This window comes from Amycolatopsis sp. NPDC043885 (genome assembly GCF_056435685.1).
On sequence record NZ_JBWKEA010000017.1, the window covers coordinates 100,703 to 114,997 of the forward strand.

At 69.7% G+C, this 14,295-nt stretch carries 14 protein-coding genes; 11 read left to right on the forward strand and 3 right to left on the reverse strand.

Going from position 1 to position 14,295, the window contains the following annotated elements:
* Positions 1–129: 129 nt before the first annotated feature.
* Positions 130–1,206, reverse strand: a complete 1,077-nt coding sequence (locus AC069I_RS34760; protein WP_478267287.1) for an NAD(P)/FAD-dependent oxidoreductase — start codon at positions 1,204–1,206, stop codon at positions 130–132.
* An 86-nt stretch (positions 1,207–1,292) separates the two neighbouring features.
* Between AC069I_RS34760 and AC069I_RS34765 the strand changes: the two genes are divergently transcribed.
* Positions 1,293–1,718 carry a MarR family winged helix-turn-helix transcriptional regulator gene (locus AC069I_RS34765; protein WP_478227888.1) on the forward strand — a complete coding sequence of 142 codons (426 nt, stop codon included), beginning with the start codon at positions 1,293–1,295 and terminating at the stop codon, positions 1,716–1,718.
* Position 1,719: 1 nt separating this feature from the next.
* Here the strand turns inward: AC069I_RS34765 and crcB (AC069I_RS34770) are convergent, their stop codons facing one another.
* Entirely contained in the window at positions 1,720–2,094 is a 375-nt protein-coding gene (crcB, locus tag AC069I_RS34770) for a fluoride efflux transporter CrcB (RefSeq protein WP_478227889.1), read from the reverse strand.
* Positions 2,091–2,501, reverse strand: a complete 411-nt coding sequence (gene crcB / locus AC069I_RS34775; RefSeq protein WP_478267288.1) for a fluoride efflux transporter CrcB — start codon at positions 2,499–2,501, stop codon at positions 2,091–2,093. Before crcB (AC069I_RS34775) ends, crcB (AC069I_RS34770) begins: the two co-directional genes overlap by 4 nt.
* A gap of 172 nt (positions 2,502–2,673) precedes the next feature.
* Here crcB (AC069I_RS34775) and AC069I_RS34780 point away from each other — a divergent pair, with 172 nt between their 5' ends.
* From AC069I_RS34780 to AC069I_RS34825, 10 genes are all read left to right on the forward strand, one after another.
* Positions 2,674–2,805 (forward strand): hypothetical protein, encoded by a 132-nt coding sequence (locus AC069I_RS34780; protein WP_255431246.1) that lies wholly within the window; start codon positions 2,674–2,676, stop codon positions 2,803–2,805.
* Positions 2,806–3,987, forward strand: a complete 1,182-nt coding sequence (locus AC069I_RS34785; protein WP_478267289.1) for a cupin domain-containing protein — start codon at positions 2,806–2,808, stop codon at positions 3,985–3,987.
* Positions 3,988–4,072: 85 nt separating this feature from the next.
* Positions 4,073–5,020 (forward strand): sucrase ferredoxin, encoded by a 948-nt coding sequence (locus tag AC069I_RS34790; RefSeq protein WP_478267290.1) that lies wholly within the window; start codon positions 4,073–4,075, stop codon positions 5,018–5,020.
* Between the two features lie 131 nt (positions 5,021–5,151).
* Positions 5,152–7,059: an intein-containing Rv2578c family radical SAM protein gene (locus AC069I_RS34795; RefSeq protein ID WP_478267291.1), complete on the forward strand. Its 1,908-nt coding sequence runs from the start codon at positions 5,152–5,154 to the stop codon at positions 7,057–7,059.
* A gap of 161 nt (positions 7,060–7,220) precedes the next feature.
* On the forward strand, positions 7,221–7,796 hold the full coding sequence (gene merB / locus AC069I_RS34800) for an organomercurial lyase (RefSeq protein WP_340683185.1): 576 nt from the start codon (positions 7,221–7,223) through the stop codon (positions 7,794–7,796).
* A 114-nt stretch (positions 7,797–7,910) separates the two neighbouring features.
* Positions 7,911–9,683 carry an aspartate--tRNA ligase gene (aspS, locus tag AC069I_RS34805; RefSeq protein WP_340683184.1) on the forward strand — a complete coding sequence of 591 codons (1,773 nt, stop codon included), beginning with the start codon at positions 7,911–7,913 and terminating at the stop codon, positions 9,681–9,683.
* The gene (locus AC069I_RS34810) at positions 9,683–10,624 is read left to right on the forward strand and encodes a DUF389 domain-containing protein (protein WP_478267292.1); all 942 of its coding nucleotides are present in this window, start codon (positions 9,683–9,685) and stop codon (positions 10,622–10,624) included. The genes aspS and AC069I_RS34810 overlap by 1 nt, the downstream gene beginning before the upstream one ends.
* A gap of 79 nt (positions 10,625–10,703) precedes the next feature.
* On the forward strand, positions 10,704–11,891 hold the full coding sequence (locus AC069I_RS34815; RefSeq protein WP_340683182.1) for a phosphotransferase: 1,188 nt from the start codon (positions 10,704–10,706) through the stop codon (positions 11,889–11,891).
* Between the two features lie 75 nt (positions 11,892–11,966).
* On the forward strand, positions 11,967–12,815 hold the full coding sequence (locus AC069I_RS34820) for an SGNH/GDSL hydrolase family protein (protein ID WP_478267293.1): 849 nt from the start codon (positions 11,967–11,969) through the stop codon (positions 12,813–12,815).
* Between the two features lie 43 nt (positions 12,816–12,858).
* Complete coding sequence (locus AC069I_RS34825) at positions 12,859–14,226, forward strand: replication-associated recombination protein A (RefSeq protein ID WP_478267294.1); 1,368 nt, start codon at positions 12,859–12,861, stop codon at positions 14,224–14,226.
* The last annotated feature ends 69 nt before the right edge of the window (positions 14,227–14,295 follow it).

The window sequence follows — 14,295 nt, forward strand, 5'->3', positions numbered from 1 at the left end:
GATGGGCGGTCCGCTCATGGCCGCCTTCGATCGTGTCGCGAAAGCCGCGTCGACGGCGTAGCGAAGGGCCCCTTCCCTACCGTCAGGGTAGGCAAGGAGGCCTTCACCGCCCTTACCACTCACGAGCCCCTATGCCTTCCCGAACATCTCCTCGTACCTGGACACCATCATGTGCGACCCCTTGATCTCCGAAGTGGTCGCCGCGTCCAGGATCCCGACCTCCTCGGCGTAGGTCGCGCCCCCGGAAGGCCCGAGCGGCAACGAGATCATCGGCCCGCCCGGCGTATGCGCGCGCAGCTCGCCGCCTTCGATCAGCGCCCGGATGTTGGCCACGACGACCTCGGCGTGGTCACCGGCCACCTTCGCCAGCTTCCCCTCCGGCAGCGCGGTGATGTCGCCGAGCGCGAACACGCCGGGCTGTCCCGGTAGACGCAGTTCGGGAGTCACCTCCACCTGCCCGTTCGCCTGCCGCGCGGCGGCCAGTTCGCCGTCGAGGTACGCGGTGTGCGGCGCGCCGCCGTAGCACTGGAACCACAGGTCGGCGGTCACCTCGCCGCCGCCGCTGAGCCCCGAGGTGAACGTCTTGGCCTGCCCGGGTTCCGAGACCGGTGGCTCGGTCAGCGAGGTGCCGAGCAGGAGTTCGACGCCCAGTCCGTCGAGCTGGCGGCGGATCTCCGCGCGGAAGTCCTCCGGGAAACCGGGCAAGATCTCCTTCGCCGGATCGGCGATCGTCACGGCCTTCTCCGGCCACACCGCCTTGATCTCGCCCGCCAGTTCGAGGCCCACCGGGCCCGCGCCGAGCAGCAGCACCTTCTCCGCGCCCGCGAGTTCCTCCCGGGTGGCACGGATCTTCGCCTTCGCCGAAGCGCTGTCGTGGAAATCGATCTTCGCCGGGAACGGGTACGCCGAACCGGTCGCCAGTACGACGTAGTCCGGCGTGAGCCGTTCACCCGAAGCGAGCGTGACGCCGTCCTCGTCCACGCGCACCGCGCGGTCGCGGAGCACCCGTCCCCGCTCGAGAAGCCGGGCGTACGGGTAGAAGAGCCGATCCGTCCACTCGGGATCGACGAGTCCCCGCAAGGCGGCGACGTGGTGGACGAAGTCTTCGCGCGGCTCGACGAGCACGACGTCGGTGAACGAGTCCAGCTCCTTGGCGACGGTCGTGCCGCCGTATCCCCCGCCGATGACGGCCACGGTCGTGGTCATGAGATCCCCTAGTTCGCAGTACGGAATGTTGGTACTACGAACTACGGTAGTTCGTACTCCGAACGATCGTCAAGTAGACTGCGCTCATGACCACGGCCGAAGACCTCGGATTCGCGACGGCGCTGGTGCGGCTCTCGCATCTGGTGCAGCGGGCTTTCATCGACGTCGGCCGGTCGCACGACCTCACGCCGCAGCAGGCTCAGCTGCTCTGCGTGCTGGCGCAAGGGGAGGCGGGCGTCGGGATGACCGACCTGGGCAAGATGCTGAACTTGGAGAAGTCCAGCGTCACCGGCCTGGTGGACCGTGTGCAGCGGCGCGCGCTCGTCGAGCGGGTCGCGGATTCCTGCGATCGCCGCGCGCTGAAGATCACGCTGACGGAAGAGGGACTCCGGCTCGCGAACGCCGCCCACGAAGGCGTCGTCGAAAAGCTGGAGGAGATGGCGGCGGACCTCCCGGCCGAACAGCGTGAGGCGATCGCGGCCGCGGCGTGGCGGATGGCGCCCGAAGACTGATTCAGTGCCAGATCGCGACGGCGAGCAGCAGCCCGGCCGCCGCGGCGCCGATCCCGGCGGCCATCGTGGCGACGGCGTTCACCACGGCGCGTGCTCGCGTCTTCTCGGTGAACAGGCGCAGGGTTTCGTACCCGAACGTCGAAAACGTGGAGAGCCCGCCGCAGAACCCGACGGCCAGCAGCGAGCGGACGCCGTCCGGCTGGCCGCCGTGCAGTGCCCAGCCGGTCAGGACGCCGAGGAGCGACGAGCCCGCGATGTTGACCGCCAGCGTGCCCCACGGGAAGGCGGCGCCCCGCCACGCGCGCAGCCGGAGATCGGTCAGGAAACGGACGATCGCACCGAAACCGCCGCCGAGCGCGACGAAGAAGAGGGTCATTTCTTCACCGCACGGGTGATTTCGTGCCCGGCGTAGACGGCTACCAGCGCCGCGGCCACCGTTCCGAACGCGTAGGCCAACCCGGTGAACGGGCGCCCGGTCGTCACGAGATCGAGTGTGTCCGTCGCGTAGGTCGAAAACGTCGTGTAACCGCCCAGGAACCCGACCCCGAGGAACGGCCGGAGCAACCTGTGCGGATCGGCCGTGGCGGTCAGCGACGCCATCAGGACGCCGATCAGCAGGCAGCCGGAAACGTTGGTGGCAAAGGTGGAAAACGCGAACTGACCCCGGGGATGGGGGATCGCGACCGACAGTCCGTAGCGGGCGAGGCTGCCCAGCGCGCCACCGGCGCCTACGGCCGCGAGCACGTCCCAGCGCGGGCGGGAGACGGATGCCGGATCAGCCATGGATGGCAGCTTAGAACCGCTGTCCGGGTGAACCGGCGCCACGGTGTCGAAGATCGCTCGCTAGGCCGTTTTTCCCTGCTGGACAGTGAATTATCTCGAAACGTGTCGTAGGCTGGGCGGCGCTCCAGGCCGATTTTCGGTCCGTCCGCTCGTCTGAGAAAAAGGTGGCAGGATGGCACAGGAACAGTCAGGTACGCAGGCTCCCGACAGCGGTTTGCTGCTGGAGGTCGAGATGATCCCGACCGCGGTCGACCGCGGGAAGGCCAACGGCGCGGCCGCCGACAACGACGGCAACGACGGCTGAGTGCCCGAACCGCCGACGCTGGCTGACCTCGTGACTCCGCTCGGGGTCAGCCAGTTCTTCCAAGAGGTCCAGGGCGAGACCTATCGCCGTTTCGAAGGCCGCGCGGGCCGGTTCGCCGACCTGCTGCCGTGGCCGGCGCTGAACGCGATCCTCCGGCAGCACCGCCTGGAGTTCCCGCGGCTGCGCCTCGCGCTCGACGGCACCCCGGTGCCCATGGAGAGCTACACCGATCTCGTCCCCACCCGCCGCAGTGGCACCGTCCCCCGCCTGCTGGCCGCTCCGTTCACCGAACACCTCCGCGGCGGCGCGACGATGGTGCTCGACGCCATCCAGGAACTCAGCGATCCGATCGGCGATCTCGCCAGGGGTCTCGAACACGACCTCCGCGAGAGCGTCCAGGTCAACCTGTACGCGGGCTGGGGCGTGACCCATGGCTTCGACGTGCACTGGGACGACCACGACGCCTTCATCATCCAGGTCGCCGGCCGCAAACGCTGGCGGATGCACGGCCCGACCAGGCCCGCTCCGCTGCATCGCGACGTCGAGCAGCCCGAGCGGCCCGGTGAGCCGATCGATGACTTCATCCTCGAAGACGGCGACGTCCTCTACGTCCCGCGCGGACACTGGCACGACGTCACCGCGGTGGGGGAGACGTCGCTGCACCTCACGCTCGGGTTCAGCCCGGCCACCGGGATCGACCTGGTGTCCTGGCTCGCCGACAAGCTCCGGGCGAGCACCGTGTTCCGCCAGGACCTCCCGAGATTCGGGACGGACGAGGAGCGGGCGGCCCGTGCCGCCGCGCTGCGGGCGGAACTGGAAGCCACGCTGACCGGCGACGTCGTCGACCGGTTCCTCGCCGAACGCGACTCGGCGGCCCCGGCGCATCCGCGGGTCGGGCTGCCCTGGGCGGCGACCCCCGGCCTGCTGCCGGACGGTGACGAGACCGAGGTCCGGTTTCTCGTCCCGAGGGCGGTGCTCGAAGAACGCGACGGCCGGGTGACCCTGCTCGCTGACGGTAAACGGTTCGTCTTCGCGGGCGCCGCGGCTCCACTGCTGAAGGCGCTGCTCGACGGAACGCCGCAGGCGGTCAAGCGACTCGCCGAGCTGTCCGAACTCGATCGGGGGACGGTGCGGGCCTTCCTCGGCGAGCTCACCACGCAGGGACTTCTCTCGATCGGCTGAAAGTCACAGAGGACGGGAAGTGTGAAGGGAGGTCGGGCGGGGTAAGCTAAGGCATGCCTAAGGTGAAGTCCGGAGTGGTCAGCCGATGACCGCTCAGCTCTCGGACACCCCAGCGCCGCCCGCCGCGTTGCCGGGCTGCGCCACCGTCGCGCGCATGCTGGGCGCGAGCCCCGCCGGCACCGCCGCGGACATGCGCTGCTGGCTGCTCATCGAGCAGCCGGGTCCCTGGTCCGCGGACGCGCTGGAAAACGTCCTCGACGAGGCCTTCCCCGCCGAGCGCCGTGAGCTGCTCGAAAACCTGAGACGGTCCCACGGGCTCCGTCCGCTGCTGATCCGTCGTCCGGGCAAACATCGGCGCGACCCGGATCGCCCCCGTTCCGTGTACGTCGGCGGAGGAGAGCCGGGCAACCGCTGGCTGGAGCGGCTGGAGATCCGCGACCTCGGCGAGCTGGCCGAGCTGGACCTCGAAGCGGTCGCGGAAGGCATGGGCGGGCTCGGCACGCGAGTGGACGGGCCGCTGTTCCTGGTCTGCACGCACGGCACCAAGGACATGTGCTGCGCGGTGCTCGGCCGCCCGCTGGCATCGACGCTCAACACCAACCACCCCGGCCGGGCCTGGGAGGTCAGCCATGTCGGCGGTGACCGCTGGGCGGGCAATCTCCTGGTGGTCCCCGACGGTTTCCTGCACGGCCAGCTCAACCCGGCCGAAGCGGCGCTGGTCGCCAAGGCCGCGCTGCGCGGCCAGGTCGAGCCGGAGCAACTTCGCGGCCGGACGTCGGCGCGGACGGCGTGGGCGCAGTTCGCGGAGATCGCGCTCCGGCGGCGCCTGGACCTCCCCGGTCTGGACGACGTGCTCGCCGTGCAGGAGGAGCCGCTGCTCGAATCCGACGCGCGGGTCGTCACCGTGCGCGGCGGCGAGGACTTCTACTCGGTGACGGTGCGCCGCCGGTCGGCGACGCCGCGCGGGGACAGCCGGTGCGCGGGGCTGATCCAGCCCGCCGGGTACGTGACCGAGGAGATCACGAAGCTCTAGCACGCATTTCGTCCTCTGGATGCGGTACTTGCGCGCGCAACTACCGCATCCAGAGGACGGAATGCCGCGAAGGTCACCCGTGTTCGAACATCTGTTTGACACCCGTCTAGAACATGTGTTCGACTGGCCGGGTGCGATGGGATCGACAGCGGGCGAACGGCGGCGAGCCGGTACTGCCCGGATTGGACGGGCTGCTGCGTTCGGTGCGCACGCCCGAGTTCGACGGCGTCACCTTTCACGAGGTGCACGCCAAATCCGTGCTGAACAAGGTGCCCGAGGGCTCGGGTGTCCCGTTCGGATGGACGGTGAACCCGTACCGCGGTTGTTCTCACGCGTGTACGTACTGCCTCGAAGGCGGGACGCCGGTCCTGATGGCCGACGGCCGGACGAAGCCGCTGGCGGAGCTGGCGCCTGGCGACGCGATCTACGGGACGCGCGGGCGTGGCGCGGGGCGCCGCCTGGTGCCGACGAAGGTCCTCGCGCACTGGTCGACGCTGAAGCCGGCGTACCGCCTGTCCCTCGACGACGGAACGTCCATCGTGGCCAGTGGCGATCACCGGTTCCTGACCGGGCACGGGTGGAAACACGTCACTGGCACCCGTTTCGGCGCCGCGCAGCGGCCGCATCTGGTCGGCGGCACCGAACTCGTCGGCGTCGGGAAACTCGCCCGCACCCCGGACGACACCCTCGGCTATCGCGCCGGATATCTGTGCGGAATGTTGCGCTCCGGCGGGTTCTCGGCCGAGAAGGACGCAGCGGACCGCGCGCTTCGCTACCTGCCGGATTTCGGTGCGTCGGTCGGCTTCGTGCAGGTGCCGCCGTCGCCGGATTCCCATTGGCTGCGCGGATTCCTGGCCGGGTTGTTCGACCTCGCCGGGAGCTACCGGCACGGCGCGCTGCGCGTCACCCATGACGAACAGGACATCGTCTCCACCTTCTGTTCCGCGCTGGGCAACTTCGGCTTCCGTTACGTCAGAAGCGAAAACGCCAAGTTCCGTCCGTTGTGGACGGTGCAGATCCTCGGCGGGCCCGCGGAGGAGGTGCGGTTCTTCCACCTCGCCGACCCCGCCGTCGGCTGGAAACGATCGCTCGACGGCCTCCCCATCGGCCGGACGAGACGGAAGGTGACGTCCATCGAGCCGCTGGGCATCGAGCTGCCGTTGTTCGACATCACCACCGGCACGGGCGACTTCATCGCTGACGGCATGGTCACGCACAACTGTTTCGCCAGGAACACCCACACGTACCTCGATTTCGACGCCGGACGCGATTTCGACACGCAGGTGATCGTGAAGGTCAACGCGCCCGAGGTGCTGGCCGCGCAGCTGCGGAGGCCGAGCTGGACACGCGAGCACGTCGCGATGGGCACGAACACCGACCCCTACCAACGCGCCGAAGGCCGGTACAAGCTGATGCCGCGCATCATCACCGCGCTGGCCGATTCGGGCACGCCGCTGTCGATCCTGACCAAGGGAACAGTGCTGGCGAGGGATCTCCCGTTGCTGGGATCGGTGTCGAAGGACGTGCCCGCTGGGCTGGCGATCTCGCTCGCACTGCTGGACGAGAAGCTGCAACACCGCCTGGAGCCGGGGACGCCGAGCCCGCGGGCGAGGCTCGACCTGATCCGCAAGGCACGCGACGCCGGGCTGCCGTGTTCGGTGCTGGTCGCCCCCGTGCTCCCGTACCTGACCGATTCGGTGGCCGCGCTCGACGCCCTGTTCTCGCGGCTGGCCGAAGCCGGTGCCACCCGGGTCACCGTCCTGCCGCTGCATCTGCGGCCGGGCGCGCGGGAATGGTTCGCGCGCTGGCTCGGCCGGGAACATCCGGAGCTGGTGCCGAAATATCGCGAGCTGTACGCGCGCGGCGCGTATCTCCCGAAGTCCTATCGGGAGCGGCTCGGCGCCAAAGTCGGCCCGTTGTTGCGCCGTCACGGCTTCGGTTCCCGTGCGGACGACGGGGAACGGATGCAGGTGACGATGCCCGCGCAGCGTTCGGGGGAGGCGGTGGTGCCGCCGGCCGAGCAGCTCAAACTGCTGTAGCACCACTTTCGCCCGATACGGCCGAAAGTGCGTCTTCCCGTTGCTCGATGCGCACTGTGAATTTTCTTACCGCACAACGCATTCGGCCGTTCGGCGCAGTGACTTGGCGGAAAACCTTTTCGTGCTTAATCTCAACGGGGACGAAGGCGAGGAGGTGCCTGTTGACCACCCGTACGGATCGCACCGCCGCTGTCCGCATCGCCTGGGCCGCGACCAAGCTGACCAGGGCGGGCAGACACCCCATCGCCATCGGAAGACTCGCCGCGACCGTCGGCATGGACCCCGCCGAAGCCCACCGGCTGATGGACCTGATGGGTTTCGCCATCCGCGACGGCCTGGTCGTGATGGACCGTGGCTCGCGCCCGGCCGACCGCGCGGGCTCCGACCGGTACCGCGTCGACTTGTTCCTCCTGGCCGTCGCCACCGGTGAACCCGTGCACGCGGACGCGGTCTGCCCGGCGACCGGGGCCCGCGTCCGGGTCCACTTCACCAGGGAAAGGGTCTTGAGCGTCGACCCGCCGCAGGCCGTGGTCGCCGCGTCGCGGTTGTCCGGTATCGACCTCGCCCTCGGCCAGGACTACGTCGAGGCCCTGGTCTGCACGCAGTTCTTCGCGTCGAAGGAGGCGGCCTCGGGCTGGCTGCTGGAGAACATCGACGGCCGGGTCCTGTCCGTGCCGGACTACCTGGCGCACACCCGGCGGATGGTCGCGGCGCTGGAGGCCTGGCCGACGATCTGACGAAACGCCGGGTTTGTACCTGGTCGCGAGGCATCCGGAGTGATTCGTTAGCCTTTGACGTCGGCGAAAAGCCGTCGAATCGCAGAATCGTGATGCCGAAGGAGAGCACCCGCAGTGCTTCGCACCCACAAAGCCGGCACCTTGCGTGCCGAGCACGCCGGTCAGACGGTCACCCTCACCGGATGGGTGGCCCGGCGGCGCGATCACGGCGGCGTCATCTTCATCGATCTGCGTGACGCCAGCGGCGTGAGCCAGGTCGTCTTCCGCGAGGGCGAGATGGCCGAGCGCGCCCACCAGTTGCGCTCCGAGTACTGCGTCCGCATCGTCGGCGAGGTCTCGAAGCGGCCGGAGGGCAACGCCAACACCGAGATCCCCACCGGCGAGATCGAGGTGCTGGCCACCGAGCTCGAGGTGCTGTCCGAGGCCGCCGTGCTGCCGTTCCCGATCGACGACCGGGTCGACGTCGGCGAGGAGGTGCGGCTCAAGCACCGTTACCTCGACCTGCGCCGCAGCGGCCCCGCGGCCGCGATGCGCCTGCGCAGCGAGGTGAACCGCGCGGCCCGCGAGGTGCTGCACGCGCAGGAGTTCGTCGAGGTCGAGACCCCGACCATGACCCGCTCCACCCCCGAGGGCGCCCGCGACTTCGTGGTCCCCGCCCGGCTCAAGCCCGGCTCCTGGTACGCGCTCCCGCAGTCGCCGCAGCTGTTCAAGCAGCTGCTCATGGTCGGCGGTCTCGAGCGGTACTACCAGATCGCACGCTGCTACCGGGACGAGGACTTCCGCGCCGACCGGCAGCCGGAGTTCACCCAGCTCGACATCGAGATGAGCTTCGTCGAGCAGGACGACGTCATCGCACTCGGCGAGGACATCGTGACGGCGCTGTGGAAGCTGATCGGCGCCGACATCCCCCGGCCGTTCCGGCGCATCACCTACGCCGAGGCGATGGAGAAATACGGTTCGGACAAGCCGGACCTGCGCTTCGACCTCGAACTGACCGACATGACGGCGTTCTTCGCCGACACCCCGTTCCGCGTGTTCCAGGCACCGTACGTCGGCGCCGTCGTGATGGCGGGCGGGGCCGACCAGCCGCGCCGCACCCTCGACGCCTGGCAGGACTTCGCCAAGCAGCGCGGCCACCGCGGTCTCGCCTACATCCTGGTCAACGAGGACGGCACGCTCGGCGGGCCGGTCGCGAAGAACCTGTCGGAGAAGGAGCGCGAGACGGTCGCCGAGGCCGTCGGCGCCAAGCCTGGCGACTGCGTCTTCTTCGCCGCGGGCAAGCCCGCCGACGCGCGTGCGCTGCTGGGCGCCACCCGGCTGGAGATCGGCAGCCGTCTCGGCCTGATCGACGAGAACGCCTGGTCGTTCGTCTGGGTCGTCGACTTCCCGATGTTCATCTCGGCCGAGGAGTCCGACGACGTCGCGGTCGGCGGCGGCAAGTGGAAGGCCCTGCACCACGCCTTCACCTCGCCGACCCCGGAGTGGATCGGCAAACTCGCCGACGACCCCGGCAACGCGCTGGCCTACGCCTACGACATCGTCTGCAACGGCAACGAGATCGGCGGCGGTTCGATCCGTATCCACCAGCAGGAACTGCAGAAGCAGGTCTTCGAGCTGATGGGCCTGTCCGAGGAGGAGGCACAGGAGAAGTTCGGTTTCCTGCTCGACGCCTTCGCTTTCGGTCCGCCGCCGCACGGCGGGATCGCGTTCGGCTGGGACCGGATCGTCATGCTGCTGGCCAAGGCCGAGTCGCTGCGTGACGTCATCGCGTTCCCGAAGACCGGCGGCGGGTTCGACCCGCTGACCGCGGCTCCCGCGCCGATCACCGCGGAGCAGCGCAAGGAGGCGGGCATCGACGCCAAGCCCGCGCCGCCCGTGAAGAACTGATGCTCCATCTCAGGGCCGTGTGCCCGCCGGACCGGACCGAAGAAGCGATCCGGATCCTGCGGGCACACGCCGGGACGGCGCACCTCGTGATGCATCGTGGGGTGGCGGTCGCCCCCGAAGGCGACTTGATCGAGGCGGACATCGCGCGCGAGGCGACCGACGAGATCGTCGAGTCGCTGTGCGGGCTCGACCTCGACCACACCGGCGGGATCACGCTGGAGGCGCTGGACACCGCGGTGTCCGACGCCGCCGACAAGGCGGAGGAGGCCGCGCCGGGCGAGGCCGCGGACGCGGTGGTGTGGCAGGAACTCGTCGGCCGCACCGGCGAGGAGTCGCGCCTCACTTGGACATTTCAGGCGTTTTTGACCATCGCGTGCCTGTTGGCGGCGGTCGGTGTCGTCACGAACTCGTCGGTCACCATCGTCGGTGCGATGGTGGTGGGTCCGGAATTCGGACCGCTGGCGGCGATCGCGGTCGGTCTGGTGCTGCGTCGGAAAGATCTCGTGAAGCAGGGCGGAATCGCGTTGCTCGGCGGTTTCCCGATCGCGATGGTGATCACCCTCGGCGTGGTACTGGTGGGCGGTGCCACCGGTGTGCTCGAAGTGAGCAAGCTCGCCGAGAACCACGAGGTGGATTTCGTCTACAAGGTCGGAGTCGCGTCGCTGATCGTCGCGTTGCTCGCCGGCGCGGCCGGGATGCTTTCCATGACTTCGGCCAAATCCGCCGCGCTCGTCGGCGTGTTCATCTCGGTGACGACGGTGCCCGCGGCGGGTTACGCGGTGGTCGCGGCGGTTGCCGGTCAGTGGGAACGGTGCCTTTATTCGGCCGGTCAGCTGCTGGTCAATCTCATCGGAATCGTTGCAGCTGCGGCCATTGTGCTGACATTGCGCCGTCGTGGGCAACGATCGAGGGTGACGGAACGTCCGCTTTCACGCGGATGAGTCCCAGATCGCGCCAGAGCGCGCGATTGCCCGGATCTCAGTGGTCATGGTTGCTCAGTCACGAGTAGGGTCGGTGGCAATGACAGTCGATACCTCCTCTGCCGACGATTCGACCGTCGGAGCTGGAGCCGAAACCCTCGCCGTCGCGGCCGCACTCGCCGCCGGCGAGTCGGTCCTCTCACGCCGATTCGGCAGCGCGATCACCCTCGTCGCCCCCGAAGACCTCGCCGGCAGTGGCCCGGCCACGGTCGTGCGGGCGCGGGTGGCGTCGTCGCCGTTCGCGCTGCCACGCACGCTGGTCATCAAGCACTACCCCGACCAACCCGAACCGGGACGGCCCGACCCGTTCGCGCAGGAGGCGGTCAGCTACCAGCTGTTCACCGCGCTCGCGCCGGAGGACCGCATGTGCCCGGAGCTGCTGGCCCACGACGGCCGGGACCGCGTCCTGGTGATCGAGGACCTCGGCGGCGTCCCGACGCTGCACGACAAGCTCCACGCGCGTGACGCGCGCGGCGCCGAACGCGCGCTGCTGTCCTGGGCCCGGTCGCTGGGCAGGCTGCACGCGAGCACGGCGAGCCGCGAACCCGATTTCAACGCGCTGCTGCGCCGTCTCGGCGGCCCGGTCAAGAACGAGGACGCGCCGCTGCCCGCGGTCTGCGCGCAACTGCCCGGCCTGCTGGAGGAACTGCTCGACGTCGAGACGCCGGAGCCGGTGCAACAGCGGGTCATGGAGGTCGCCGAGCGAGCGGGTTCGCCGTCGTACCGGGCGTTCAGCCCCGTGGATCTCAGCCCGGACAACAACCTCGTGACCAGCGGGGGAGTGCGGTTCCTCGACTTCGAACGCGGCCGGGTGCGCAGCACTTTGATGGACGCGGCGTACCTGCGGCTCCCGTTCGCGTCGAGTGAGGACGCGCTGGCGCTGCCGCCGGGGATGAGCGAGGCGATGATCGCGGCCTGGCGGGCCGAGGTCGTCTCGGTCTGGCCCGCGCTCGCGGACGAAGACGCGCTGGCCGAGCACCTGATGGACGGTCAGCTGCTCCTGCTGTGGGTCATCACCTGGGAGATCCTCCCGGAGCTGGACCTGGACCGGCACGCCACGCCGATCAGCCGGGAGGCCGCGCTGGTGACCTGGTGGCGGGAACTGGCCAAACACTCGCTGCGCGCCCGCCTGACCCACATCTCAGAGCACGCCACCAGGGTCGCCGCGGCGCTCGGCGCGAGGCTGGGGCCGCACGCGGATCTCGCGTTCTATCCGGCGTTCCGGTAGCCACCGCACGGACTTTTCGCTCGACCGTCCTCGCCGCGTTACCCAGGCATCACCACGGGTGAGTCTGCGTGGCCGATGGTGGCTACCGTGACCGTGATCAGTGTCGAAGTCACTCCGAGTCCCGAACCTCTCCTTCCTCCCGCGCCCGCCGTTCCGAGGTCCGCGCGCAGACTGGTCGTGCTCGGCGATTCCACGGCCGTGGGCCTTGGCGACCCGCTGCCGGACCGAGGCGGCTGGCGCGGGGTCGGCCCGCTCGTCGCCGAGGCGCTGGGTGTCGAGCCGGGCGGCTACCTGAACCCGTCGTTCACCGGTGCCCGCATGGGCTGTGTGCTGACGAAGCAGCTTCCCGCGGCCGTGTCGCACCGGCCGGACGTCGCGCTGGTGGTGGCGGGGATGAACGACACGCTGCGCCCCGATTTCAGCGCCGAGAAGATCGCCGCGGACCTCACCGAGGTGATCCGTGCGCTGGCCGCCGTCGGCACGACCGTGGTCCCGGTGCGCTACCACGACCATGGCAAGGTGTTCCGCCTCCCGCAGTCGCTGCGGCGGGCGTTGAGCCAGCGAGTGGCCGAGCTGAACGCCGCCATCGACGGGGTCGTCGAACGCGAGAGCGTGCCGTGTCTCGACCTCGAACTGCTGCCGGGCGCCTACGACCTCACCGCGTGGAGCGTCGACCGGCTGCACCCGTCGGAACTCGGGCACCGGATGCTGGCGACCGGGTTCACCGAACGGCTCGCCGAGGCCGGGTTCGCGGTGCCGCGGCCGGTCAGCCTGACCTGCTCGGGAGGCGTGGAGCCGAGTGCCGCCGGGCACGTCGGCTGGCTGGTGCTGAAGGGCATCCCGTGGGTGTGGCGGCGCGGCCGGGAGTTCGTGCCGTACGCGGCCGTGATCATGTGGCATTCGTTCCGGGAGCGGCTGCGCTGACCTGTGGCCGGAACCGTCGGTGGGTACGGCTACCGTCGACACCGTGGCACAGGACGAACTCTTCACCGTGAACCCCGATCTCGGGCCGCCGCCGGAGCCGGCCGAGTCGAGGGACGTCGCCGTCCCGGCGGGCTCACCGCTGGCGGTGCGGATGAGGCCGCGTTCGCTCGACGAGGTCGTCGGCCAGCAGCACCTGCTGCGGGAGGGGGCGCCGCTGCGGCGGCTCGTCGAAGGCGCGGCTCCCGCTTCCGTGCTGCTCTACGGTCCGCCGGGGACGGGCAAGACCACGTTGGCGAACCTCGTCTCGGCCGCGACCGGCCGCCGGTTCGTGGCGATGTCGGCGTTGTCGGCGGGGGTGAAGGAGGTGCGCGGGGTCATTCAGGAGGCACAGCGGAGGCTTCGATATAACGCCGAGAACACGGTGCTGTTCATCGACGAGGTCCACCGGTTCTCCAAGACCCAGCAGGACGCCCTGCTCGGCGCCGTCGAGGACCGGACGGTGCTGCTGGTGGCGGCCACGACGGAGAACCCGTCGTTCTCCGTCGTCTCGCCGCTGCTTTCGCGGTCGCTGGTGCTGCAGTTGCGGCCGCTGACCGACGCCGACATCGGCGCGCTGATCGAGCGTGCCCTGGCCGACGAACGCGGCCTCGGCGGCGAACTCACCCTGACCGAAGACGCGCGGGAACATCTGGTGCGGCTGGCCTCCGGCGACGCGCGGCGCGCGCTCACCGCGCTGGAGGCGGCCGCGGACGCGGCGAGCGCGACCGAGGCCAGGACGATCGACCTCGCCATTGTCGAGTCCACAGTGGACAAGGCGGCGGTGCGCTACGACCGCGACGGCGATCAGCACTACGACGTCATCAGCGCGTTCATCAAATCGATCCGAGGGTCCGATGTGGACGCCGCGCTGCATTACCTGGCGCGGATGATCGAGGCGGGGGAGGACCCGCGGTTCCTGGCCCGGCGGCTGGTGGTGCACGCGAGCGAGGACATCGGCATGGCCGATCCGACGGCGTTGCAGTCGGCCGTCGCGGCGGCGCACGCCGTGCAGTTCATCGGTATGCCGGAAGGCCGTCTCGCGCTCGCGCAGGCGACCGTGCACCTGGCGACGGCGCCGAAGTCGAACGCCGTCATCACCGGCATCGACGCCGCGCTCAGCGACGTCCGGTCAGGGCGGATCGGGACGGTGCCGCCGCATCTGCGGGACGGGCACTACGCGGGAGCGGAGAAGCTTGGCAACGCGAAGGGATACCGGTATCCGCACAACGTGCCGGAAGGTGTTCTGGCGCAACAGTACCCGCCGGACGAGCTGGTGGGGCGGGACTACTACGAGCCGACGCAGCGAGGGGCGGAGCGGACGTTGTACGAGCGGGTGCCGAAGCTGCGGCGCACGATCCGGGGTGAGCGTTAGTCCGCATTCGGGCGATGCCGGCTTCCAGCCGGGACGCGAGCGCCGGTCCTTCGGTCGTGATCGGTCCGG